Origin of the sequence: Streptomyces sp. NBC_01571, from assembly GCF_026339875.1 — a bacterium.
In the GTDB taxonomy this organism is placed as follows: domain Bacteria; phylum Actinomycetota; class Actinomycetes; order Streptomycetales; family Streptomycetaceae; genus Streptomyces.
Genome location: NZ_JAPEPZ010000001.1, coordinates 5,623,439 through 5,646,507, shown reverse-complemented (window position 1 = coordinate 5,646,507; position 23,069 = coordinate 5,623,439). Strand labels below are relative to the sequence as shown.

Sequence of the window (23,069 nt, the reverse complement as noted above, 5' to 3'; positions counted from 1 at the left end):
AGGACGCCGATGTCGCGTCCGCTCCGTGGACACCTACGCTCGGCGCATGACCCCTCAGCCCCATCCCCAGGTCGGCGCCGCCGTGAAGGCCGCGGACCGCGCGCACGTGTTCCACTCCTGGTCCGCGCAGGAGCTCATCGACCCGCTCGCCGTCGCCGGCGCGGAGGGGTCGTACTTCTGGGACTACGAAGGCAAGCGGTATCTGGACTTCACCAGTGGGCTCGTCTTCACCAACATCGGCTACCAGCACCCGAAGGTCGTCGCCGCGATCCAGGAGCAGGCCGCCACGCTGTCGACGTTCGCGCCCGCCTTCGCCGTCGAGGCGCGGTCGGAGGCGGCCCGGCTGATCGCCGAGCGGACCCCCGGCGACCTGGACAAGATCTTCTTCACCAACGGCGGCGCCGAGGCCGTCGAGAACGCGACGCGGATGGCCCGGCTGCACACCGGGCGCCCGAAGATCCTCTCCGCGTACCGCTCGTACCACGGCGCCACCTCCACCGCGATCAACCTCACCGGTGACCCGCGGCGCTGGCCGAACGACATCGGCGCGGCCGGCGTCGTCCACTTCTGGGCGCCGTTCCTCTACCGCTCCCCCTTCCACGCGGAGAACGAGCGGCAGGAGTGCGAGCGGGCGCTCCAGCACCTGGAGGACACGATCGCCTTCGAGGGGCCGGCCACCATCGCGGCCGTCATCCTGGAGACCATCCCCGGCACGGCGGGCATCATGACGCCCCCGCCCGGCTACCTCGCCGGGGTGCGGGAGATATGCGACCGGTACGGGATCGTCTTCGTCCTGGACGAGGTCATGGCCGGGTTCGGACGGACCGGCAAGTGGTTCGCCGCCGACCACTACGACGTGACGCCGGACCTGATGACCTTCGCGAAGGGCGTGAACTCCGGGTACGTGCCGCTGGGCGGTGTGGCCATCTCCTCGGCGATCGCGGAGACCTTCGCGCGCCGGCCCTACCCCGGCGGGCTCACGTACTCCGGGCATCCGCTGGCCTGTGCGGCGGCCGTCGCCACGATCAACGTGATGGAGGAGGAGGGCATCGTCGAGCAGGCCGCGCGGATCGGTGAGACGGTGCTCGGTCCCGGGCTGCGTGAGCTCGCCGAGCGGCACCCCAGTGTCGGCGAGGTGCGCGGTACGGGGGTCTTCTGGGCCCTCGAGCTGGTCAAGGACCGGGAGACGCGGGAGCCGCTGGTGCCGTACAACGCGGCGGGGACGGACAACGCGCCCATGGCGGCGTTCGGGGCCACCGCGAAGGCCCACGGGCTGTGGCCCTTCATCAACATGAACCGCACCCATGTCGTACCGCCGTGCAACGTCACGGAGGCCGAGGCGAAGGAGGGGCTCGCGGTGCTGGACGCGGCGCTGGCCGTAGCCGACGAACACACGGCCTGAAGCCGGGGGCTTTCCTCGCCCCCACCTGGCCCACCCCTGGGGGCTCCGCCCCAGACCCCGCCAGGGGGCTGCGCCCCCTGGACCCCCATCGCCCGAAGGGCTCGTCCTCAAACGCCGGACGGGCTGGATGTGCGGGCCCGCGCTGGAGACGAGGGCGCGAGCTGATGATTCCGGCCGGGGGTATGCCTTTCAGCCCGTCCCGCGTTTGAGGACGAGGCCGTTCAGGCCGAACGGGGGTCCGGGGGCGGAGCCCCCAGGGGTGGCAGGGGCGAGGAATCCCTTGCAGGTACCCCACCGCGTAAGGTGACGTGCTCATAGAGAAGCACAAGCGCACGCACGTGCACCCGTACGCGATGGGGGAGCGACACACCATGCCCGGCACCGGCGGCACTGGCGCCGTAACCCGCAGCACCCTGCGGCAGCAGATCGCCGACGCACTCCGCGACGAGGTGCTGGCAGGCCGCCTCCAGCCGGGGCAGGAGTTCACGGTGAAGGAGATCGCCGAGCAGTACGGCGTCTCCGCGACCCCGGTCCGCGAGGCCCTCGTCGACCTGTCGGCACAGGGCCTGCTCGACGCCGACCAGCACCGCGGCTTCCGCGTGCACGAGTACTCACCGGCCGACTTCCGCGGCATGATCGAGGCCCGCAGCCTCGTCACGGACGGGATGTTCCACAGCCTCATCGAGGGCGACGGCATGAAACTGGCCGACGATCCACGCGTCCTCGCCGCCCTCGCGGGCGTCCGCCGCCGCGGCGAGGAGGCCCAGCGTGCCGCCGCCGCGGGCGACCTGAACATCCTCATCGGCTACGACCTCCGCTTCTGGCGCGAGCTGAGCGCCCTCTTCGGCAACACCTACCTGGCCGACTTCCTGCACCGCCTGCGCGTCCAGTCCTGGGTGTGCACGGTGCAGCACCTGCGCCGGGTGGGCGACCTGAGGGGCTACCTCTGGTCGGGGCACACGGAACTGGTGGACGCGCTCGCGCGGCGCGACCCGCGAGCGGCGCACGCGATCGTCACCGAGTACAACGCGCACTCCCTGGCCCTCATAGAACGTCTGGCCGCCGAATGAGCGCGCCGCACACCACGGACGTCATAGAGGACATGCCGGCCCCTGCCATCGACCTGTCGGTCGTCGTCCCCGCCTACAACGAGGAGCGGCGGCTCGCCCCGACGCTCGACGCGATCATCACGCACCTGCGGGACAACGAGAGCCGTTTCGGCAGGTGGGAGCTGATCGTCGTGGACGACGGCTCCACCGACGGCACGAGGGACGTCGTCACGGCCGTCTCCGCCCGCGAATCCCGCGTCCAGCTCGTCACCAGCCCCCGCAACCGCGGCAAGGGCCACGCCCTGCGCCTGGGCGTCCTCGCCTCGTACGGCCGCCGCGTCCTCGTCACGGACGCCGACCTGGCCGCGCCGATCGAGGAGCTGGAGCTGCTCGACAAGGCGCTCGGCGAGGACCACGCCGCCGCGATCGGGTCACGGGCCACGCCCGGCGCCACGATAGACACGCACCAGCACCGGCTGCGCGAGCTGCTCGGCCGCGCCGGGAACTTCCTGATACGCAGGGTCGCGGTGCCCGGCATACGCGACACCCAGTGCGGGTTCAAGCTCTTCGACGGGGAGCGGGCACGGGAGGCGTTCGGAGCGTCGCGGCTCAACGGCTGGGGCATCGACGTCGAGGTGCTCCAGCACTTCCGCCGCTCGGGCTGGCCGGTGGCGGAGGTCCCGGTCCGCTGGTCCCACCAGCCCGGCTCGAAGGTACGGCCCCTCGACTACGGCCGCGTCCTCGCCGAACTGACCCTCCTCAAGGCCCGCTCCGTCCGCCCCGCGGACCTCCTCGCGGTCTCGCTCTTCCTCCTCATGGCGGTCGCCCTCTACTCCGGCCGCTGGGCGGACCCGAACGGCCGCTACCTCCCGGACTCGCTCCAGGACCAGAACCAGTGGGAGTGGTTCTTCGCGGTCACGGCGGACAACATCCGCCATCTCCACAACCCGCTCTTCACCACCCTCCAGGGCTTCCCGGACGGCGTGAACCTCATGGCCAACACGGTCATGCTGGGCCTGTCCGTCCCCTTCGCGCCGATCACCCTGCTCTTCGGCCCGGCGATCGCGCTCAGTCTCGTCATGACGCTGGGACTGGCCGCCACCGGCGCCGCCTGGTACTGGCTGATCGTCAAACGGGTCGTGGGACACCGGGGCGCCGCGTTCGTCGGCGCCGCGCTGGCCGCCTTCGCCCCGCCGATGGTCAGCCACGCCAACGCGCACCCGAACTTCGTGATCCTGTTCATGGTCCCGCTGCTCGTCGACCGTGCGCTACGTCTGTGCGCCGGCACCCGGGTCGTCCGGGACGGGATCGTGCTCGGCCTGATGGCGACGTACCAGATCTTCCTCGGCGAGGAGCCCCTGCTGCTCGCGTCGATGGGCATGGCGCTGTTCGCGCTCGGCTACGGGCTCGTCCGACGCGATGTCGCCAGGGCGGCGTGGCGTCCACTGCTGAGCGGGCTGGCGGTCGCGGGGGCCGTGTGCCTGCCGATCGTCGCGTTCCCGCTGTACTGGCAGTTCGCGGGGCCGCAGAGCTACGGGAGCGTGCTCCACGGCGACAACGCCGGCAACAGCCCTCTCGCGCTCCTCTCCTTCGCCGAGCGCTCGCTGCTCGCGGGGAACGCCGGGAGCGCGGGCGCACTCTCGCTCAATCCCACCGAGCAGAACGCCTTCTACGGATGGCCGCTGGTCGTGCTCGCCTTCGCGGTCGTCGTACGGCTCTGGGAGCGGGCGCTCGTCAAGGCCCTCGCCTTCACGGCACTGGCCTCGGCCATGCTCTCACTGGGCCCGAAGTTCCGCATTCCGACGACCGACATCGTGCTGCCCGGCCCCTGGGCGCTGCTGTCCGGCAAACCCCTCTTCGAGTCCGTCATCGAGGGACGGGTCGCGATGATCTGCGCGCCCGTCCTGGGCATGCTGGTGGCGGTCGCGATCGAGCGGCTGCTGAGCGCCCGCGGCGCCGCCACCCAGTACTTCGGCGCGCTGGCCGTCGCCGCCGCGCTGCTCCCTCTCGTCCCGGCGCCCCTGAAGACGGTCGACCGGGCGCCGGCCCCCGCCTTCTTCACCGACGGAACGTGGCGGGCGTACGTCGACCCGGCCAGGGGCGAGTCCCTGGTGCCGGTGCCGCTGCCGGACCCGGGCGACGCGGAGGCGCTGCACTGGCAGACGGCGGCGGGCCTCGGCTTCCCCCTGCCCGGCGGGTATTTCAACGGCCCCTACGGCCCCGATCACATCGGTATCTACGGCGCCTCGCCCCGCTACACGTCCAACATGCTGCGCGACGTGCGGTACTCGGGCAAGGTCCCCGTGATCGGCAAGAACTGGCAGGCGCAGGCCCGCGCCGATTTCGCGTACTGGAAGGCGGGCGCGCTGGTGCTGGTCCCGCAGCCGCACCAGAACGAGCTGCGGGAGGCCGTGGACAAGCTGGTGGGCCACCCCGGCACGTGGGTGCACGGGGTCTGGGTATGGGATCTGCACGAGGGGGACTGAGGACGGGTCCCACGCATTACGCTTCCCTGACCACCGTGCTTCCCCAGGAGCTAGAGGAGCCGTCTGTTGGCCTGTGACCTGTGGCTTGTCCCGCTCGTCGACGTGCTGTGCCACACCCCCGACAACCCGTTCGCCGAGGAACTGGCGCTGTACGACAAGGTGCTGGGCGAGGCCGGGCTCCCGCCGGTCCCCGTGTACGCCTACATGCCTGGGCTGTCCGGCGACGTCGCCCCGGTCGCGGGCTTCGACTACGACGCCCTGCACTTCCTGCGCCGGGCGTACCTGCTGCAGATGTGCGGTCTCGCGGTCACCCCGGTGGACGAACTGGGCGGCGACTACGAGCAGTTGCTGGAGATGTTCCAGACGAACGCCCAGCAGTCGCACCTCGTCTGGCACTACGACCACGCGGGCGCGTACGTACCGGTCGACTTCCCGCATCCGCTCGCCAACGACGAGCTCCTCGCCGGGGGCGGCCCGCTGGGGTCCTCCCAGACGCTGCTGCGCGAGCTCGAGTTCGTGGCCCCTTCGATCGGCATCGACCCGGCCAATCCGCCGGCCGCACCGCAGGCGCCGACGGCCCCCACGGAGCTGGAGGAGCCGGCCGCCCCCGCCCCCTACGACGCGAGCCCCTTCGCCCGTGAGCGGCACGTCTGGCTGGGTCTGCACGCGGCGGCGACCCGGAGCCTCGCCCAGGGCTCAATGATCATCTTCAGCTGAGGCCCACCCCGGCCGGCCGGGGTGGGGCCCGCTCCGCGCGTCCCCCCTGGCGGCCTCCTCGGTACCCCTCGCCCCGGCACGCCGCACACCGGCCCCGTACACCCTCGGCCGCCCCTCCGCGCCCGCGAGGCTCGTACGGCCGCCCCTCCACGCCCGCGAGGCGTAGGGCCGCTCCCCCCGTCCTTCGATCACTCGCGGCACGGCCCTACCGCGCCCTGGCCTCCTTCGCCTCGCCGCGGCCCGCTTCCGGCCCCGGCCCGGTTTCGGACCGGCCCCTCCCGGCCCCAGCTCCGCCCGGATGCCGCATGTGCCCGGCTGCCCTACGCGCACGGATGCCGCATGTGCCCGGATGCCGGATGTGCCCGGGGCGGGAGCCCTCGCCAGGGCGCCCTGACGGCCGTCCGTTCCCCCCGGGCGAGGCGGTCCGAGGCCGGGCGGGACCGGCTGACGGTTCACCGGCCGCGCGCAGTCGTGTTGCGCCCGATCGGGTTGTGTCTGGGCCCGGACCGGTGTGGGACCTGGGGGATGGTCCACGATGAAGTAGCAGGTCAGAGTGGTTCGGCCGGGTCCAGGGCGGCTTCGGGGCGCCTGTCGGGCGGCGCCGGGACCTGCGCCGGTTGCGCGGCTCGAGTGGTGAGCGGGCCGGGAGGGGCTGACGGTGGATCACGTCGGGGTCGGGTTCCCCACGTGCTGACAAAGTGTCAGCGGCTCGGCTGCGACGGAAGGACTCGACAATGCGTTCTGCCCGCATGCTTCTCGCTACCGCGACGGCCACGGCCGCCCTCGCGATTGCCGCTCCTGGCGCCTTTGCCGCCACGGCGGGCGACGGTGGCCACGACGACTCCTCCTACAGCAACGAACAGGACGACGGCAGCAGGCACGACAGGCCCAACGGTGGCATGCACACCGGCGGCGGCGCGCTGAACAAGGTGAAGATCGGCCCGCTCGCCACGGTGAAGGGCGGCACGCACACCAAGGTGAAGGGCGACGACCAGGGCGAGGAGGGCGACTCCGACTGGGGCGGGGACTCCGACCGTGGCGGCGACTCCGACCGTGGCGGCGACTCCGACCGCGGTGGCGACTCCGACCGCGGTGGCGACTCCGGCCGTGGTGGCGAGGGCTCCGACCACGACAAGCCCCGGGGCGGCATGCACACCGGCGGCGGCGCGCTCAGCATGCTGAAGAGCGACGACTGGAACAAGGACGACGCGAAGTTCAACCCGGAGACCTACAAGAACGACAACGGCGGCAACGGCAACGGCAACGGCAACGGTTCCGGCCGCGACAACGGAGGCAACGGGAACGGCAACGGCAACGGTCGCGACAACGCAGGCACCGGGAACGGCGACGGTTCCGGCCGCGACAACGGAGGCAACGGGAACGGCAACGGCAACGGTCGCGACAACGCAGGCACCGGGTACGACAACGGCGGCAACGAGTCGGGCAGCGACAAGCCGAACGGCGGCATGCACACCGGCGGCGGCGCGCTCGCCGGAAAGAGCGTCACGGCCGGCGGCCTCGCGGTCCTGACACTCGCCGCGGCGGGCGTGTACGTGCTGCGTCGCAGGAGTGCGGCGGGCGGCATGTCCTGACCGGCGTCCGGCGTCCTATCGGCCGAGGCCGCCGCGGGTCATCCCCGTCGTGACGGCCCGGCCGGGTTGCCCGCGTGCTGTACCCGCTCCGCTGCAGTGCCCTAGTGAGGTGGTTCCGATGACAGCCCGGCTGTCCTCCCCTGGCGTGACCGAGTCCGTGCCGCAACAGCAGGGCTCCCGTCCCGGCGTGCCGTTCAGCGTCTGGTGCGCCGGAATCCTGCTTCTGGTGCTGGGCGTGTTCGGCGGCCACCCCAAGCCGACCGACGACTCCCGGACACCTCACGACGCGGCCGCACTCATGCCGTGGTCGAGCCCGGTTCCGGGCAAGCACCTGCCGTCGTCCGCGCCGACCCGGCTGGTCATCCCGAAGATCGGGGTGGACGCGCCCTTCACGGCCCTCTCCGTCGACGCGAAGGGCCACCTCAACCCTCCGCCCGCGGACAACGTGAACATGGTCGGCTGGTACGCCGACGGAGTGACCCCGGGGGAGGCGGGAACCTCGATCGTCGCCGGGCACGTGGACACGAAGACCTCGCCGGCCGTGTTCGCGAGACTCAGCTCGCTCAAGAAGGGGGACACCTTCAGGGTGGAGAAGGCCGACGGCCTCACGGCGTCCTTCGTCGTCGACGACGCCGAGACCTTCGAGAAGGACCACTTCCCCAACGATCGCGTGTACGCCGACACCCCGCAGGCCCAGGTCCGGCTGATCACCTGCGCCGGTGACTACGACCACACCGCGAAGGACTACACCGAGAACCTGGTGGTCTTCGCCCACCTCGTCTGAACGGCGCCTCCGCGGCCGACGCCCCCGGCAGGGGGACGCCGACCGCGGCGCGCGGGCCGGCCGCGCACGGCACCGGCGCGACGCGGGACGCGGGTGCCTCAGAACACCGGCGTGCCGTCCTGCGTCAGCTTCCAGTTGCCGTCGGCGAAGTCCGCCGGGTCGAGCGTGCCCTTGGACGTGACGTAGTCGATCATCAGCTGGCGGATCTCGTTGGTGGAGCTGTAGGCGATGTCGGCGGCCGCGATGTGCGGGTAACCGCTGCCGCCGTTGGCGCGGTAGTTGTTGACGGCGACCACGAAGACCTGGTCGTCGGCCACCGCCGCGCCCTTGTAGCTGAGGTTCTTGATCCGGGAGCCCTCGGCCTGCGCGATGTCGATGTCGTAGTCGACGCCCGCGGCGGTGTCGTACATGTAGTCCCAGAAGCTGTTGGCGTTGGTGAGGGTCGCGGTGTCCACCTTCGTGCCGGACGGGACCCGGTAGTAGTACTTCGCCGCGTACTCCAGGTAGTCCTTCAGCTGGGCGCCCGTGAGCTTCTTGCCGTAGAGGGTGTTGTCGTAGATGTAGAGCCCGGCCACGTCCCGGATGGTGACGTCGCCCTGCGGGATGTCCGCCGTACGGCTGAAGGGCGCGGCGACGGAGATGAGCGGGAGGGCCGCGTCGGCCGTCGACAGGCCGGTGGCCACGGCCGCCATCTGGACCTGGTGGATGAAGTCCATGACAGGCACGTCCTTCCAGCACGCCTCCGCCGCGGAGAGGTCGGCGGTGCAGGTGCCGACGGGCGTGTTCACGTACTTCACGACCAGCTCGTGGTCCGCCGCCAGGAGCTTGGTGATCTCCGCGTCCTCGGCGACGGCGTTGCTGTTGAGGGTCTGCGCCTTGGTGCTCGTCACCTTCCACTGGCCGTGCGCGAGCTCCAGCTCGAAGTCGAAGACGGTCAGCCGCATGCCGTAGCAGTACGGCTCCGACAGGACGACGTCCTTGCCGGTCTCGGTGTTGGTGACCGTGTAGGAGGAGACCTCGGTGTGGGTGTGCCCGACGAGGATGGCGTCGATGCCGGGTACCTGCGCGGCGACCAGGTTCGAGGCGTTCTCGACGTACGGGAGCTCGTCGCCGTACGAGGAGGACCCGTCGAGGCCGGAGTGGTCGGTGAGGAACACGACGTCGCAGCCGAGGGCGCGCATCCGCGGCACGTACTTCTTCGCCTGCTCCACGAGACCCGTGAACGCCATCTTCCCGGCGACGTTGTCCTTGTCCCACAGGGCGATCCCGGGGTTGGTCAGTCCCAGGATGCCGACCTTGATGTCCGGGGCGCCAGGGACCCGGATCCGCTTGACGGTGTACGGCTGGAAGGCGGGCCGGAGCGTCTTGGCATCCAGCGCGTTGGCGCCGAGCAGCGGGAAGTGGCACTGCTTCTCGAACCGGCGCAGGGTCTCGATGCCGTAGTTGAACTCGTGGTTGCCGAGCGCGGCGGCGTCGTACTTCATGGCGTTCATGGCGATCGCCATCGGGTGCACCGGGCCGCGCTTGCCGCCGGTGCCGGTGATGGGGTCGACGCGGGCGTAGTAGTACGCGAGCGAGGTCCCCTGGATGATGTCACCCGCGTCCACGAGCAGCACCCGGTCCGCGCCCTTCGCCGCCCGCTGCTGCTTGACCAGGGTGGCGACCCGGGCGACGCCCACGGAGTTGCCGGCCTTGTCCGTGTACGCCGCGTCGGTGTAGTAGTCCCAGTCGAAGACGTGGCTGTGCAGGTCGGTGGTGCCCAGGATGGAGAACGACCAGGTACGGGGCTTCTTCTCGGGCTTGCGTCCCGCGGCCTGGGCCGGGGTCGCCGCGACCGTCCCCGCGACGGCCACGGCCGCGCCGGTGACGGCGGACTTCTTCACGAACTCCCGGCGGTTCAGCGGGTTGACGGGCATACGGGGCTCCTGGAGACGGGGGTGACGCGGGCAGGGGAACGAGCCGTGCGGGGACTACACGCGTAGATCGTGGTCGGGTCCCGCCCCGTCCGGAACCAGGAGCAAGCCATGTCCAGGTCAAGGATGGGCATTCCGGGAGCGGTTCGCATCTCGGCGCGCTCCCGGAGCTGCCCGGGGCACCGGCCGCTCAGCAGCCCTCCGCCACCGCGCGCAGCAGCAGGGTGTGGACGAGGTGGTCGCGTGCGGTGGGCCGGTAGCGCCACGCCAGCGGCCAGGTCAGGCCGCCCAGCGCGGGCACCGGGATGTACGCGACGCGGTGCGGGCCGGCGGTGAGGCGGGTGACGCCGGGCGGCCACGACCGGTGGGCGGTGCTGCCGACGGGGACGAGGAAGTAGACGGCACGGCGTCCGCGGGCCTCCTCGACGACCGGGCCCGGGTCGCCCCCGGTCGCTCGCGCGAGGCGGTCGGCGACGGTGCGGCCGGGGTCGCCGTCCACCCGGACGGCGTCGAACTGGACGCCGGCCTTGCGGAGTTGGATGCCGGACGGGGGGATCCAGTCCGGGATCTCCGGGGTCACTGGGGGTAGCGCAGGGTTTACTTCGTCACTTTGTGTATCCATGAGGACAGTTTCCGCACGTGTGGCTAGCGTTTCCATGACTCTGTGTCGACCACCGACAACGGTGCGGATCGATGCGGGCTGCTGGTGACCGGTTGAGTTCGGTTGAGTTCGGGGGTGACCGTGATGGCGCGGGCGGAGAACAAGGTGGAAGCGGGTGGCACGGCGCACATGGTCGCCGCCATGTCGAAGGCCTTCCGTGAACAACATCAGCTGACACAGGAGGAGTTGGGCAGGCAGATCGGTTACACGGCGTCCGCGATCAGCGCGATGGAGACGTGCGCGCAGCCGGCGAGCGACAAGATGCTCGTCAAGCTGGAGGAGGTGATCGGGGGTGGGTTCGGGCTGTTCGAGACCGCCCGCAAGTACGTGCTCCTGGACAAGTACCCGCCGCAGTTCAAGAACTTCGCGTTGATGGAGGCGCAGGCGGTGACGTTGTCGTCGTACGAGACGTACGTCGTCGACGGGCTCTTCCAGACCGAGGATTACGCGCGTGCGCTGATCGACGGAGGTTTTCCGAAACTCACCGAGGAAAAGGTGAACGAACTGGTCGAGGCACGCTTAGCGCGCAAGGAGCTCTTCCACCGGGACCCAACCGCCATGATCGAGCTGATTCTCGACGAAGCCGTGCTGAAGCGCCCGTTCGTGAGCTGGGAGATCCAACACGGACAACTGCGCTCGCTCGCGGAGGACGCGGAGCGGGACAACGTAAGCATCCAGGTGATGTCACTGGAACGCGGGTTGCGCGGCAGCCACGCAGGCGCAACTGGTCCAATGAAATTGGTGGAGACCAAAGAGCACCACCGCGTGGTCTACCTGGAGATCGAGGACGAGAGCATCCTGGTCAGCGATCCCGCGAAGGTGGCCCGGCTCTCCCACCGCTATGCGAAGATCCGCACACAGGCTCTGAGCCCGGACGACTCGCTGAGCCTCATCCGGCAGTTGGCAGGAGAAGATCGGCGATGAGCAGCACTCTGCGATGGTTCAAGTCCAGCTACAGCAACGACAGCGGCGGTGAATGCCTCGAAGTCGCCTACACCTGGCGCAAGTCGTCATACAGCGACAGCAGCGGTGGCAATTGCGTCGAAGTCTCCCCCTGCCCCGACGCCATCCACATCCGCGATTCCAAGAACCCCGCCGGCCCCGCCCTCTCCGTCACCCCCACCGCCTGGCGCCGGTTCGCCGAGTCCCTCTGACGGCCCCGGACAACAGCGCGCCCCCGGTCGGCCGAAGCCTCACGGGGGCGCGCTCGGCAGCCGTACTAGATGAACGAGTTGATCTCGATCGTCTCGTCTCGGCCGGGGCCGACCCCGATCGCGGAGATCGGCGCGCCGGACATGTCCTCGAGCGCCCTGACGTACGCCTGGGCGTTCTTCGGCAGGTCGGAGAAGGACTTCGCCTTGGTGATGTCCTCGGACCAGCCCGGCAGGGTCTCGTAGATCGGCTTCGCGTGGTGGAAGTCGGTCTGGGAGTACGGAAGTTCCTCGACGCGCTTGCCGTCGATCTCGTACGCCACGCAGACCGGGATCTCGTCCCAGCCGGTCAGGACGTCCAGCTTGGTGAGGAAGAAGTCCGTCAGGCCGTTGACCCGGGTCGCGTAGCGGGCGATGACCGCGTCGAACCAGCCGCAGCGGCGGTCACGGCCGGTCGTGACGCCCCGCTCGCCGCCGATGCGGCGCAGCGCGTCGCCGTCCTCGTCGAAGAGCTCGGTCGGGAACGGGCCCGAGCCGACACGGGTGGTGTACGCCTTCAGGATGCCGATGACCCGGCTGATCTTCGTCGGGCCGACCCCCGCGCCGGTGCAGGCGCCGCCGGCGGTCGGGTTGCTGGACGTGACGAAGGGGTACGTGCCGTGGTCGATGTCCAGCAGGGTGCCCTGGCCGCCCTCGAAGAGGACCACCTTGTTCTCGTCGAGCGCCTTGTTGAGCACCAGGACCGTGTCGGCCACGTACGGGCGCAGCCGCTCCGCGTACGTCAGCAGTTCCTCGACGACCTGGCCCGCCTCGATGGCGCGGCGGTTGAAGACCTTGGTGAGGAGCTGGTTCTTGCCGTCGAGGGCCGCCTCGACCTTCTGCGTCAGGATCGACTCGTCGTAGAGGTCCTGGACACGGATGCCGACGCGGTTGATCTTGTCCGCGTAGGTGGGCCCGATGCCCCGTCCCGTCGTACCGATCTTCCGCTTCCCGAGGAAGCGTTCCGTCACCTTGTCGACGGTGACGTTGTACGGCGTGATGATGTGAGCGTTTCCGCTGATCAGAAGCTTGGAGGTGTCGACGCCGCGCTCGTTCAGTCCGTTCAGCTCGGAGAACAGGACCGACGGGTCGACGACGACTCCGTTTCCGATCACCGGAGTGCACTCCGGTGTGAGGATTCCGGAAGGGAGGAGGTGGAGGGCGTACTTCTGATCGCCTACGACTACCGTATGGCCGGCGTTGTTACCGCCCTGGTAGCGCACCACATAGTCCACGGATCCACCGAGCAGGTCGGTGGCCTTTCCCTTGCCTTCGTCACCCCACTGAGCACCGAGCAGCACAAGTGCGGGCACAGGCGTACACCCCTTCCGGGCGGGGCATGTCCAAGGTCGGGGACGTACGCGGCTGATTCTTTGCACGGCTGCGTACGCCGGCGACCTCCTTTGGCCGCGACCGTCGGACCGGATGCCCCGGAATAGACGAAGCCCCTGGCGCAATAGCGCAAGGGGCTCTTGCACAAAGATGCTACCCGAGGAAGCGAGGCATGACCGAGGTGGCGGCTTCCGACCAGCTTCTGGTGGTCATCGACCCGGTCGCCCGTCGCCATGACGGTGAGTCGGTACGGATCGCAAAAGACGTGCTCAGCGCGGGTGCGGTCACGAAGGTGTGCCTCCCGGAGGGGCCCGAGGAATTTGCCCGGGCGCTGTCCCGCAGAGGCGCCCGGAGGCCGGTAGTCGTGGGCGACGACCGGTCGCTGCTGCGGGCGGTGTCCCTTTTGCACCGACAACGGGATCTGGCCGTGTGCGGGTTGTCGCTGGTGCCCGTCGGGGTATCGCTCTCCCTGGCACGGGCCCTGGGGGTGCCCACGGGCGCGGTGGCCGCGGCGCGGGCGGTGCTCGACGGGGTCGAGCGGCGGCTGGACCTCCTGGTCGACGACAGCGACGGAGTCGTGCTGGGGGCTCTGCGAATACCGCCGGTGGGAGCGTCGGTGCCGATCCCCGACGGGGCCGAGGAGGTGGGGGCCGGCGGTTCCGGGGCGCATCCGTGGCTGCGTACCTGCCAGTCTTTGGTCCGCACGCTCGCCGCGCGGCCCGCGGGGGTGGCGTCGGGGCGGACGAGGGCCTGGGGCCGGGTGGTGTCCCTGCCCGCCGGGCCGGGACCTTCGCGGCTGCGGGTCGAGGTGGACGGGGTGACACTGGTCGATCTGGATCAGCCGGTGGAGACGGTGTCCGTGACACCGGGGGCTTCCGGGGGCGCCGAGGTGGAGGTGCGGCCGGTTTCCGTGGGGGCTGAGGCTTCGCCGCTGCGGATGGTGGGGCAGCGGGTCACCGTGTCCGGGGCCGACTTCAGGTACCGGGCGGATTCGGTGGTCTCGGGGCCGGTGCGGACGCGGACATGGACGGTGCGCGAGGGCGGGTGGGGGCTGACCCTCCCGGGTTGAGGCCCGGCCTGGCGTCGCCGAAGCCCCGCCCGGCGTCGTTGAGACCGGGCCCTCGCGTCGTTGAAGCCGGGCCTCGCGTCGTTGAAGCCCGGCCGCGCTTCGTCAGCGGTCGCCGTCGCCGGTTCCGTCGCCGAACAGCTTCTCCCGGTGGGCGCGCCAGCGTTCCATCATCAGGGCGATCTCGCCGTCGATGAAGTCGAAGAAGGCGAGGGTCTCGGAGAGCCGGCGTCCGGCGGGGGTCGCGGGACCGAGGCTGTCGACGCCCGCGCGCAGGGACGCTCCCCAGCGCTTGAGCACGGCGTCGCGGCTGGTCAGCGCCTCGTACCACTGGTCGCTGTGCACGCGGTACCGCTCGCGCCGGGAGCCGGGGTCCCGCTCGCGCGAGACCATGTGCTGTTGCGCGAGATAGCGCACCGCCCCGGAGACGGCGGCCGGACTGACCTGGAGCCGCTCGCCGAGTTCGGCAGAGGTCATGGCACCGGAGTCGGAGGCGAGCAGCGCCGCGAACACCCGGGCGGGCATCCGCTGCATCCCGGCCTCGACGAGCTGCGCCGCGAAGCCCTCGACGAACTGCGAGACCGCCTCCGGATCCCGCTCCGCCGCACTCGGTTGCGCCATCTGTCGATCATCTCCCCGCTCACGCATCACCGTCGAGTGTATCCGGAGTTCACATGTTTCCTTAACTTCACAAATTTCTGAAAGAAGCGTACGTTCTGAACCATGACGAAGGCACGCCTCGCCCTGGAGGTATCCGCACTGCACAAGTCGTTCGGCAGGACGCATGCGCTGGACGGCCTCGACCTGCACGTCGAGGCCGGAGAGGTGCACGGCTTCCTCGGCCCGAACGGCTCCGGGAAGTCCACCACCATCCGGGTCCTGCTCGGCCTGCTGCGGGCCGACGCGGGCACGGTGCGGCTGCTGGACGGGGACCCCTGGAAGGACGCGGTGGAACTGCACCGCCGGATCGCGTACGTCCCCGGCGACGTGACGCTGTGGCGGAACCTGTCCGGCGGCGAGGTCATCGACCTGTACGGACGGCTGCGCGGCGGCCTCGACCGGGGGCGGCGCGAGGAACTGATCGGACGGTTCGAGCTCGATCCCACCAAGAAGGGCCGCACCTACTCGAAGGGCAACCGCCAGAAGGTCGCCCTCGTCGCCGCCTTCGCCTCGGACGTCGACCTGCTGATCCTCGACGAGCCCACCTCCGGCCTCGATCCCCTGATGGAGGAGGTCTTCCAGCGGTGCGTCGAGGAGGAGCGCGACCGGGGCCGCACGATCCTGCTGTCGAGTCACATCCTCAGCGAGGTGGAGGAACTCTGCGACCGGGTGAGCATCATCCGCAAGGGCCGCACCGTCGAGAGCGGCACACTCGCCGAACTGCGCCACCTCACCCGTACCAGCGTCACCGCCGAACTCGCGGACCCGCCGGGCGCCCTGGCGTCCCTGCCCGGGGTGCACGACGTCGACGTACAGGGGAACCGGGTGCGGCTCGAGGTCGACACGGACAAGCTCAACGCCGTACTGCGCTCGCTCACCGACTCCGGCGTACGGTCCCTGGCCGCCACCCCGCCGACCCTGGAGGCGCTGTTCCTGCGGCACTACCAGGAGGACGCGCCCGCGGAGGCGATGGCGCGATGACCGCCACGAACACCACGGACGTCGAGAACACCGACAACACCGACAACACCGGGAACGCCGAAAGCGCGGCGGCCGCCGCGGCTTTCGCGGTGCGGGCCGGTGGCACCCGCCAACTGGCCGGAACCGGAACACTCCTGAGGTTCGCGCTGCGCCGCGACCGCGTGATGACGCCGCTCTGGACGGGTGTGATCGCGCTGATGGTCCTCTCCCTGCCGAACACGCTGAAGTCGGTGTACGGCACGGCGGCCGAACGCGCCGACCTGGCACGGCAGATGCTCACCAACAGTTCGCTGCGCGCCACGTACGGGCCGGTGTTCAGCGACTCCCTCGGCGGCCTCACCGCCTGGCGTGCGGGCGGCTACGCCGGTCTGTTCGCCGGGATCATGAGCCTGCTCGTCGTCGTCCGGCACACCCGTGACGAGGAGGAGAGCGGACGCCAGGAACTCCTCTCGTCGGCGATGGTGGGACGGCGTGCCCCGCTGACGGCGGCGCTGCTGGCCGCCCTGGTAGCGAACGGCGCGCTCGCCGTGCTCATCGCGGGCGGACTGGCCGGCCAGGGTGCCGCGGGCGCCCTGGCGCTGGGCCTCGGCGTCGGGGGCGTCGGCATGGTCTTCGCCACCGCGGCGGCGATCGTCGCCCAGTTCACGCAGAGCGCGCGGCTGGCGAAGGGGCTGACGGGCGGTGTGCTGGGCGCGGCGTTCGTCCTGCGGGCGGCCGGTGACTCCGCGGCGACCGACGGCTCGTCCCCGCTGACCTGGGTGTCGCCGCTGGGCTGGCTGGAGGACGAGCGGCCGTTCGCGGACGAGCGGTGGTGGGTGCTGCTCCTGTTCGCCGCTGCCGTCGTCCTGCAGGGCGCCCTCGCCTACGCACTCGCCGGGCGGCGCGATGTCGGCATGAGCTTCCTGCCGACGCGGCCGGGTCCGGCCTCGGGACGGCTCGGGACGGCCTGGGCACTGGCCTGGCGGCTGCAGCGCGGCAGTGTGCTCGGCTGGAGCCTCGGATTCCTCGCCGCCGGGGCCGCGTTCGGCGGGATCACCAAGGGCGCGTCCGGCCTGGTCGGCGACAACGCCAGGACCCGCGAGATCATCGAGCGGATGGGCGGGCGGTCCGGGATCACCGACGCGTTCCTCGCCACGATGACCGGCATGCTCGGGATGGTGGCCGCGCTGTACATCGTCTCCTCCGTGCTGCGGCTGCACGGCGAGGAGACCTCCCAGCGGGCCGAACCGATCCTGGCCAACGCGGTGGGACGGCTGCGCTGGGCGGGCGGACACCTGGTCATCGCCTTCGGCGGAGCGGCCCTGATCATGGTGCTGGGCGGGGCCGGTCTCGGGCTGGGCTACGGCCACGAACCGGGGCCGGTCCTCGGTGCCTGCCTCCTGCAGATCCCGGCGGTCTGGACGCTGGGCGGGCTGGCCGTCCTCCTGTACGGGGTCTTCCCCCGGTCGGCACCCGGCGCCTGGGGCGCGGCGGGCCTCGTCCTCCTGCTGGGCTGGATCGGGCCCGCCCTGGACGTCCCCCAGGGGCTCATGGACCTCTCCCCCTACGGTCATCTCCCCAAGCTGCCGGGTGGGGAGATGACCTGGACACCGGTGCTGGTCCTGACCGTCATCGCGGTGGGCCTGACCGGCGCCGGACTGACGGCGCTGCGTCGACGGGACCTGAGCGCCTGACGACGGACACCCGCGGTCACCCGCGGTCCCCACGGTCCCCGACGACACGGGCGCGGACGGCGGTGAGGTGGTGCCGGGAACCCCGGGCCGCCCCGCCGCGTCCATGCCGGTCGTGGGAGAACGCATGGAGGCCGCCGGCGGCTGCCTGACCGCCGCCGCGGGCGCGGGCACGGGTCTCGCGCTCTGGGCCGTCGAGTCCCGCGGCCGGTTCCGGCGGTTCGAGCAGGGTCCGGACTGGAGCGTCCTCTACGCCGAGCTGCCCCTGCTGGTCCTCGGCGGAACGGCCGCGGCCCTAGGGCTGTGGGCGCTCGGCCGGCGGATCAGAGGGCCACGCTGAGTCCCTCGAGTCCCCGGATCACGAAGTTCGGCTTGCGTTCCGGCTCCGCCGCCAGGCGCAGCGTCGGGGCCAGTTCGAGCAACGCGCCCAGCGACGCCGCCAGTTCGATCCGGGCCAGCGGCGCGCCGATGCAGTAGTGGATGCCCGCGCTGAAGGAGATGTGCGGGTTGTCGGTGCGGGAGAGGTCCAGTTCCCCGGGGCGGGTGAAGACCGCCGGGTCGTGGTTGGCGGAGCCGAAGAGCAGGGCGATCTCCGCGCCGCGCGGGATCGTCGTACCGTCGATCTCGATGTCGTCCAGCACCCACCGCTCGAACATCTGCAGCGGGGTGTCGTAGCGCATCAGCTCCTCCACCGCCGTCGGGACCAGCGAGCGGTCGGCGCGCAGCGCGGCCAGCCGGTCGGGGTGGCGGAACAGCGTCCACCAGCCGTTCACCGTGGCGTTGACCGTCGCCTCGTGCCCCGCGTTCAGCAGCAGCACGCACGTGGAGATCATCTCCTGCTCGGTGAGCCGGTCGCCCTCGTCGTGCGCGGCGATGAGCCCCGAGATCAGGTCGTCGCCCGGCTCCTTGCGGCGGGCCTCGATCAGCTCCCGCAGATACTCCGTGAACTCGACCGACGCGCGCACCGCCCTGGCCGCCGTCTCCCGCGAGGGGTTCAGCTCGTACATCCCGCAGATGTCCGCCGACCACGGCCGCAGCGGCGCCCGGTCGGTCTCCGGGATGCCCAGCATCTCGGCGATCACGGCGACCGGGAGCGGCTCGGCGACGTCGGTGAGCAGATCACCGCCGCCGGCCGCGACCAGATCGCCGACCAGCTCACCCGCCAGCCGCCGCACATACGGTGCCAGCCGCTCGACCGTGCGCGGGGTGAAGGCCTTGGAGACCAGCCGGCGGATCCTGGTGTGGTCCGGCGGTTCCAGGTCGAGCATCCCGTGGTCGTTGAGCACGTGGAACGGCTCGTGCTCGGGCGGGGGCGCCGTGCGTCCGAAGTCCTCGTGCGTGAAGCGGTGCTGGTACGTCCGGCCCAGCCGCCGGTCCCGCAGCAACGCCGACACGTCCGCGTGGTGCGGGACCAGCCACTGGTCGGTCGGCTCGTAGTAGTGGACCCGGCCGCGCGCACGCAGTTCCGCGTACGCGGGGTACGGGTCCGCCACGAACGCCGGGTCCCAGGGGTCGAAGGTCCCGGGAGTCTCCATAGCTGCCATGAGCGGACGCTAGCCCGCCGCACCCCCCTCTGAACAGGGGCGTCCCGGCGGACGGCCCCCGTGCCGCCCACCCTGCCGCCGCGCACCGGGACCCGGCGGGGTCACCTGGGCGTGATCAGCCGCGCCTCGTAGGCGAAGACCGCCGCCTGGGTGCGGTCGCGCAGCCCCAGCTTCACCAGGATGCGGCTCACATGGGTCTTGATCGTGGACTCCGCGACGAACAGCCGCGCGGCGATCTCCGCGTTCGACAGGCCCTGCGCGATCAGGACCAGCACCTCCGTCTCGCGCTCGGTCAGGTCGCCGTAGGCCGCCTGGGCCGTGGCCGACAGCCGCGGGGCGTCGGCGAGCTTGGAGAACTCGGTGATCAGCCGCTTGGTGACCGAGGGCGCGAGCAGTGCTTCGCCCGCCGCCACCACCCGTACCCCGTCGGCGAGCTGCCGCGCGGAGGCGTCCTTGAGGAGGAAGCCGGAGGCTCCCGCGCGCAGGGCCTGGTACACGTACTCGTCGAGGTCGAAGGTGGTGAGCACCAGCACCTTCGCGGTGCTGTCCGCGGCGACGATCTCCCGGGTCGCCTCGATGCCGTTCAGCTCCGGCATACGGATGTCCATCAGCACGACGTCCGGGCCGAGTTCGCGAACCCGCTCGACCGCGTCCCGTCCGTTGACCGCCTCGCCGACCACCTCGATGTCCGGCATCGCGCCGAGCAGCACGGAGAACCCCTCGCGGACCATCACCTGGTCGTCCGCGATCAGGACACGGATGGCGCCACCCGCCGCCCCGGGGGCCACCCCGCCGGTCGTCCCGGCCGTCGTCCCGCCCGTCATCCGGACTCCTCCGCGCCGGGCACCGGCAGGAACACCGTCACCTCGTAACCACCGTCGGCCGTCTCGCCCGTCGTCATCTCGCCGTCCAGCATCGTGACCCGCTCCCGCATGCCGGTGATGCCGTGACCCGCGCCGTGCGTGGACTTCACCAGGTGCGTGGCCGGCGGGGGGCCGTTGACTATCCGCAGGCCGAGGCCGCCGAGGACGTAGCCGATCTCGACGCGGGCCGTGGCACCGGGCGCGTGCCGCAGCGCGTTGCTCAGCGCCTCCTGGACGATGCGGTACGCCGACAGCTCGACGCCCTGCGGGAGTTCGCGCACCGCACCCGTGACCACCTTCTCCACGCTCAGGCCCGCGTCCCGGACATTGGCGAGCAGCGCCTCGAGGTCGGCGAGGGTGGGCTGCGGGGCGTCCGGCGCCTCGTAGTCCTCGGCCCGTACGACACCGAGGACGCGGCGCAGCTCGGTGAGCGCCGCCACCGCGTTCTCCCGGATCGTGACGAAGGCCTGCTCGAGCTCGGGCGGCGGATTCTCCACCCGGTAGGGCGCGGCCTCCGCCTGAATGGCGACCACCGACATGTGGTGGGCCACCACATCGTGCAGTTCGCGGGCGATCGTCGTGCGCTCCTCGAGCAGGGTGCGCTTGGAGCGCTCGTGCGCCGTCACGGACAACTGGGCGGTCACCTCCCGCTCCGCCGCGCGGCGTATGTGCAGGACGGTGACGACCAGCAGGGAGAGCGCGGAGAGGAACAGCAGGGGCACCGAGTTGGTCGCGTAGTGCCCGGCGCCGAAGACGGTCTCGGCCGCCATCCCGTACAGCGCCGTCAGCACCCACATCCAGGCCGCGGTGCGCGGCCGCGTCCGCAGCGCCACGACCGTCAGCACCACCAGGTGGGCGACGAAGGCGCCCGGCGGCCAGGGCCAGTCGCTCCAGCGGTCGCTGAACACGGCCGCGAACGGTGTCGCCGCCAGGGAGAACCAGAAGGCACCGACCGGCCGGACGAGCGTCAGCAGGACCGGGAGCAGTGCGAGGAAGCCGGGCACCAGGCTCAGGGTGCCGGAGCCGTTGTTCGTGGTGCTCGCGAGGAACATGGCGAACAGTCCGCACAGCGCGGTGACGGCGTGCGGTGTCCAGGCCGCGTACTCCCGGACGCCCTCGGGGAGACGTCGGGTGATCGGGCCGTCCACCCGCATGCGCGGGAGCGGACGGTAGGCGAAGGCATCGTGGAACAGCTCCTGCCGCAGTCCGCGCAGGGCGTCCGCGGTGAGCCGGAACTCCGGGCTGCGTGGCTTGGCCCCGCCCGGCGGCGTCATCTGCGTCTGGGTCGTCTCGGTCACGTTCGAAACGGTAGGCGGCCCGCCGGGTCGCCGTCGTCACCTGTGAGAAGGGTCCTGCCGGATCCGTCTCAGGTACTACGGGTACACCCGGGGGGACGTCCGTCCGGCCGGGGGTGCGACCCGAGGGGGGACGGCGGCGGTGACCGCCGCCGTCACCAGGCCAGCTGGGCGATCTCCTCGGCGACCACCGCGCACGCGTCGGCCGCGGGATCGATCAGCGGGAAGTGGCCGACGTCCTCCAGGAGCGTCAGACCGACCACCTCGCCGGCCCGTGCCGCGGCCTCGGCGTACGACTCGGCGACCGCCTGGGGCACGACGAGGTCGGTGCGGCCCTGCACGAGGGTCGTGGCGATGCCGGTGGGGAGCAGGTGGGCGGGGTCGGCATAGGGCTGGCGTTCCGCGAACCTCGCCTCACCGCCCAGAAGTTGGCGGGACGCACCGGAGCACACGTCCAGTTTCTCGGCGACCTGGAAGTCGGCGATCGGGGCGAGGGCGACGACGCCGCGCAGCGGTGCGGGGCGGTCGGTGCGCCAGGGGGCGTCGGCGGGCAGGACGTGCCGGGCGGCGGCCCACAGGGCGAGGTGGCCACCGGCGGAGTGGCCGGTGATCACCGTGCGATGGGAGTCGATCCCCGGCAGATGCGCGCTCACCAGCGGGGGCAGCGCGTCGAGTGCCGCCGCGACGTCGTCGAAGGTGTCCGGCCAGCGGCCCGCCACCGGACTCCCGCCGCCCTGCGCGGGGAGCACCGCGCCCCTGCGGTACTCGACATTGGCCACCGCGAAGCCGCGACGGGCCAGGAAGTCCGCGAACGGGGTGATGTGCCGGCGGTCGTACGGGGCGCGCCAGGCGCCGCCGTGCAGAACGACCACCAGCGGGACGGGCAGCGCGGGGTCGGGATCGCGCGGGGTGTAGAAGTCGATCACCTGGTCGGGGTGGTCGCCGTACGCGGCGGTGATGTCGGGCTCGACGGGCGGGTGGGAGAAGGCCGACGCCTCCTCGGCGGCGTCCCGTGCTGCGGCTTCCCGCGCTGCGGCGTCCCGTGCTGCGGCGTCGTCCGACATGCTCCAACCTCTCAGCGGTGAAACGGATTTGGCGGACCGGGAGAGAGATCGTCCGTTGGCGGGGACGGTATCAGGCCCGTGACGTGCGCCTACACCCGGATGTCACGCTCGGTGAGGGTTAAACGGTTCTGTCGTTCCGTTACGCTGGGCGGGTACAGGCAGCCGATCGTGAAGGAGTCCGTCATGTCCGCCGAGCCCGGCACCGTGCGTCCCGGCGGGCGCACCGCCCGTGTCCGCACGGCCGTACTGCGCGCCGCCGGGGACGTGCTCGCCGAGCAGGGCTTCGCCCATCTCGACCTCGCCGACGTGGCACGGCGGGCGGAGGTCGGCAAGACCACGGTGTACCGGCGGTGGGGGTCGGTGACGGGGCTGGTCGCCGATCTGCTGAGCGACATGGCGGAGCAGTCGCTGCCACGCGCCGACACCGGGTCCGTCCTCGGTGATCTGCGCGCCAACGCCGCGCTGGTGCGGCGGACGCTGGCCGACGCCCGGCAGGGACCGCTGTTCCGCGCGGTGATCGCCGCGGCGACGTCCGACGCCCGTACGGCGCAGGCGCTGCGACGGTTCTACGAGGCGCGGGTGGGCGAGTGGGCGCCGTGCGTCGAACAGGGCGTGGCGCGCGGCGAGTTGCCGGCGGGGACCGATCCCTCGCTGGTGGTTCGGGCCGTGTCCGCGCCCCTCTACTACGCGGTGCTGACGACCGGCGAGGTGCCGGACGAGGCCGCCGCCGCACGGGCGGCCGAGGCGGCGTTCGCGGCCGCGGTGTCCGGGGTGTTCGTCGCCGGGGACTGACCCGGCGC

The 23,069-nt window shown here is 71.4% G+C and carries 21 protein-coding genes; 13 read left to right on the top strand and 8 right to left on the bottom strand.

Features of this window, described 5'->3' with window-relative positions:
• The first annotated feature begins 46 nt into the window (after nt 1-46).
• The 6 genes from OHB41_RS25425 to OHB41_RS25400 all read left to right on the top strand — a co-directional run bounded on the left by OHB41_RS25425 (nt 47) and on the right by OHB41_RS25400 (nt 8,030).
• Complete coding sequence (locus tag OHB41_RS25425) at nt 47-1,402, top strand: aspartate aminotransferase family protein (protein WP_266700490.1); 1,356 nt, start codon at nt 47-49, stop codon at nt 1,400-1,402.
• 371 nt (nt 1,403-1,773) lie between these two features.
• The gene (locus OHB41_RS25420) at nt 1,774-2,472 is read left to right on the top strand and encodes a GntR family transcriptional regulator (protein ID WP_266706115.1); all 699 of its coding nucleotides are present in this window, start codon (nt 1,774-1,776) and stop codon (nt 2,470-2,472) included.
• A complete protein-coding gene (locus OHB41_RS25415) occupies nt 2,469-4,937 on the top strand; it encodes a dolichyl-phosphate beta-glucosyltransferase (protein ID WP_266700489.1) in 2,469 nt (822 codons plus the stop codon). The genes OHB41_RS25420 and OHB41_RS25415 overlap by 4 nt, the downstream gene beginning before the upstream one ends.
• A 66-nt stretch (nt 4,938-5,003) precedes the next feature.
• Nucleotides 5,004-5,654, top strand: coding sequence for a putative DNA-mimic protein (locus OHB41_RS25410; protein ID WP_266700488.1), 651 nt, complete (start codon nt 5,004-5,006; stop codon nt 5,652-5,654).
• 734 nt (nt 5,655-6,388) lie between these two features.
• Nucleotides 6,389-7,246: a hypothetical protein gene (locus tag OHB41_RS25405; RefSeq protein ID WP_266700487.1), complete on the top strand. Its 858-nt coding sequence runs from the start codon at nt 6,389-6,391 to the stop codon at nt 7,244-7,246.
• A 118-nt stretch (nt 7,247-7,364) separates the two neighbouring features.
• Entirely contained in the window at nt 7,365-8,030 is a 666-nt protein-coding gene (locus tag OHB41_RS25400; protein WP_266700486.1) for a class F sortase, read from the top strand.
• A gap of 98 nt (nt 8,031-8,128) precedes the next feature.
• On the opposite strand, the gene OHB41_RS25395 is transcribed toward OHB41_RS25400, so the two are convergent.
• Together OHB41_RS25395 and OHB41_RS25390 are read right to left on the bottom strand one after the other, a co-directional pair.
• Nucleotides 8,129-9,946 carry a bifunctional metallophosphatase/5'-nucleotidase gene (locus OHB41_RS25395; RefSeq protein WP_266700485.1) on the bottom strand — a complete coding sequence of 606 codons (1,818 nt, stop codon included), beginning with the start codon at nt 9,944-9,946 and terminating at the stop codon, nt 8,129-8,131.
• Between the two features lie 187 nt (nt 9,947-10,133).
• Nucleotides 10,134-10,565: a hypothetical protein gene (locus tag OHB41_RS25390; RefSeq protein WP_266700484.1), complete on the bottom strand. Its 432-nt coding sequence runs from the start codon at nt 10,563-10,565 to the stop codon at nt 10,134-10,136.
• A gap of 114 nt (nt 10,566-10,679) precedes the next feature.
• Between OHB41_RS25390 and OHB41_RS25385 the strand changes: the two genes are divergently transcribed.
• Together OHB41_RS25385 and OHB41_RS25380 are read left to right on the top strand one after the other, a co-directional pair.
• Nucleotides 10,680-11,528, top strand: a complete 849-nt coding sequence (locus OHB41_RS25385) for a helix-turn-helix domain-containing protein (RefSeq protein WP_526024961.1) — start codon at nt 10,680-10,682, stop codon at nt 11,526-11,528.
• Nucleotides 11,525-11,758: a DUF397 domain-containing protein gene (locus OHB41_RS25380; RefSeq protein ID WP_266700483.1), complete on the top strand. Its 234-nt coding sequence runs from the start codon at nt 11,525-11,527 to the stop codon at nt 11,756-11,758. The genes OHB41_RS25385 and OHB41_RS25380 overlap by 4 nt, the downstream gene beginning before the upstream one ends.
• A 65-nt stretch (nt 11,759-11,823) precedes the next feature.
• Here OHB41_RS25380 and OHB41_RS25375 read toward each other — a convergent pair whose 3' ends face one another.
• On the bottom strand, nt 11,824-13,107 hold the full coding sequence (locus OHB41_RS25375; RefSeq protein WP_266700482.1) for an adenylosuccinate synthase: 1,284 nt from the start codon (nt 13,105-13,107) through the stop codon (nt 11,824-11,826).
• Nucleotides 13,108-13,298: 191 nt separating this feature from the next.
• Here OHB41_RS25375 and OHB41_RS25370 point away from each other — a divergent pair, with 191 nt between their 5' ends.
• Nucleotides 13,299-14,195, top strand: a complete 897-nt coding sequence (locus tag OHB41_RS25370) for a diacylglycerol kinase family protein (protein ID WP_266700481.1) — start codon at nt 13,299-13,301, stop codon at nt 14,193-14,195.
• A 102-nt stretch (nt 14,196-14,297) separates the two neighbouring features.
• Here OHB41_RS25370 and OHB41_RS25365 read toward each other — a convergent pair whose 3' ends face one another.
• Nucleotides 14,298-14,813, bottom strand: coding sequence for a GbsR/MarR family transcriptional regulator (locus OHB41_RS25365; protein ID WP_266700480.1), 516 nt, complete (start codon nt 14,811-14,813; stop codon nt 14,298-14,300).
• A 102-nt stretch (nt 14,814-14,915) separates the two neighbouring features.
• Here OHB41_RS25365 and OHB41_RS25360 point away from each other — a divergent pair, with 102 nt between their 5' ends.
• From OHB41_RS25360 to OHB41_RS25350, 3 genes are all read left to right on the top strand, one after another.
• Complete coding sequence (locus OHB41_RS25360) at nt 14,916-15,833, top strand: ABC transporter ATP-binding protein (protein ID WP_266700479.1); 918 nt, start codon at nt 14,916-14,918, stop codon at nt 15,831-15,833.
• Nucleotides 15,830-17,506, top strand: a complete 1,677-nt coding sequence (locus OHB41_RS25355) for an ABC transporter permease (protein ID WP_266700478.1) — start codon at nt 15,830-15,832, stop codon at nt 17,504-17,506. Before OHB41_RS25360 ends, OHB41_RS25355 begins: the two co-directional genes overlap by 4 nt.
• Before the next feature lie 103 nt (nt 17,507-17,609).
• Nucleotides 17,610-17,843 carry a hypothetical protein gene (locus OHB41_RS25350; RefSeq protein WP_266706111.1) on the top strand — a complete coding sequence of 78 codons (234 nt, stop codon included), beginning with the start codon at nt 17,610-17,612 and terminating at the stop codon, nt 17,841-17,843.
• Here the strand turns inward: OHB41_RS25350 and OHB41_RS25345 are convergent.
• From OHB41_RS25345 to OHB41_RS25330, 4 genes are all read right to left on the bottom strand, one after another.
• Nucleotides 17,827-19,047: a cytochrome P450 gene (locus tag OHB41_RS25345; RefSeq protein WP_266700477.1), complete on the bottom strand. Its 1,221-nt coding sequence runs from the start codon at nt 19,045-19,047 to the stop codon at nt 17,827-17,829. The genes OHB41_RS25350 and OHB41_RS25345 overlap by 17 nt on opposite strands.
• 101 nt (nt 19,048-19,148) lie before the next feature.
• A complete protein-coding gene (locus tag OHB41_RS25340) occupies nt 19,149-19,871 on the bottom strand; it encodes a response regulator (RefSeq protein WP_266700476.1) in 723 nt (240 codons plus the stop codon).
• A complete protein-coding gene (locus OHB41_RS25335; protein WP_266700475.1) occupies nt 19,868-21,208 on the bottom strand; it encodes a sensor histidine kinase in 1,341 nt (446 codons plus the stop codon). Before OHB41_RS25335 ends, OHB41_RS25340 begins: the two co-directional genes overlap by 4 nt.
• A gap of 152 nt (nt 21,209-21,360) precedes the next feature.
• Nucleotides 21,361-22,269, bottom strand: coding sequence for an alpha/beta hydrolase (locus OHB41_RS25330; RefSeq protein WP_266700474.1), 909 nt, complete (start codon nt 22,267-22,269; stop codon nt 21,361-21,363).
• Nucleotides 22,270-22,452: 183 nt separating this feature from the next.
• Here OHB41_RS25330 and OHB41_RS25325 point away from each other — a divergent pair, with 183 nt between their 5' ends.
• A complete protein-coding gene (locus OHB41_RS25325) occupies nt 22,453-23,061 on the top strand; it encodes a TetR/AcrR family transcriptional regulator (RefSeq protein WP_266700473.1) in 609 nt (202 codons plus the stop codon).
• Nucleotides 23,062-23,069: the final 8 nt, after the last annotated feature.

Coding starts and splice junctions, on each gene's coding strand:
- OHB41_RS25425 (WP_266700490.1), top strand. CDS start 47: ATGACCCCTCAGCCCCATCCCCAGGTCGGCGCCGCCGTGAAGGCCGCG.
- OHB41_RS25420 (WP_266706115.1), top strand. CDS start 1,774: ATGCCCGGCACCGGCGGCACTGGCGCCGTAACCCGCAGCACCCTGCGG.
- OHB41_RS25415 (WP_266700489.1), top strand. CDS start 2,469: ATGAGCGCGCCGCACACCACGGACGTCATAGAGGACATGCCGGCCCCT.
- OHB41_RS25405 (WP_266700487.1), top strand. CDS start 6,389: ATGCGTTCTGCCCGCATGCTTCTCGCTACCGCGACGGCCACGGCCGCC.
- OHB41_RS25400 (WP_266700486.1), top strand. CDS start 7,365: ATGACAGCCCGGCTGTCCTCCCCTGGCGTGACCGAGTCCGTGCCGCAA.
- OHB41_RS25395 (WP_266700485.1), bottom strand. CDS start 9,946: ATGCCCGTCAACCCGCTGAACCGCCGGGAGTTCGTGAAGAAGTCCGCC.
- OHB41_RS25390 (WP_266700484.1), bottom strand. CDS start 10,565: ATGGATACACAAAGTGACGAAGTAAACCCTGCGCTACCCCCAGTGACC.
- OHB41_RS25380 (WP_266700483.1), top strand. CDS start 11,525: ATGAGCAGCACTCTGCGATGGTTCAAGTCCAGCTACAGCAACGACAGC.
- OHB41_RS25370 (WP_266700481.1), top strand. CDS start 13,299: ATGACCGAGGTGGCGGCTTCCGACCAGCTTCTGGTGGTCATCGACCCG.
- OHB41_RS25365 (WP_266700480.1), bottom strand. CDS start 14,813: ATGGCGCAACCGAGTGCGGCGGAGCGGGATCCGGAGGCGGTCTCGCAG.
- OHB41_RS25360 (WP_266700479.1), top strand. CDS start 14,916: ATGACGAAGGCACGCCTCGCCCTGGAGGTATCCGCACTGCACAAGTCG.
- OHB41_RS25355 (WP_266700478.1), top strand. CDS start 15,830: ATGACCGCCACGAACACCACGGACGTCGAGAACACCGACAACACCGAC.
- OHB41_RS25350 (WP_266706111.1), top strand. CDS start 17,610: ATGCCGGTCGTGGGAGAACGCATGGAGGCCGCCGGCGGCTGCCTGACC.
- OHB41_RS25345 (WP_266700477.1), bottom strand. CDS start 19,047: ATGGCAGCTATGGAGACTCCCGGGACCTTCGACCCCTGGGACCCGGCG.
- OHB41_RS25340 (WP_266700476.1), bottom strand. CDS start 19,871: ATGACGGGCGGGACGACGGCCGGGACGACCGGCGGGGTGGCCCCCGGG.
- OHB41_RS25330 (WP_266700474.1), bottom strand. CDS start 22,269: ATGTCGGACGACGCCGCAGCACGGGACGCCGCAGCGCGGGAAGCCGCA.
- OHB41_RS25325 (WP_266700473.1), top strand. CDS start 22,453: ATGTCCGCCGAGCCCGGCACCGTGCGTCCCGGCGGGCGCACCGCCCGT.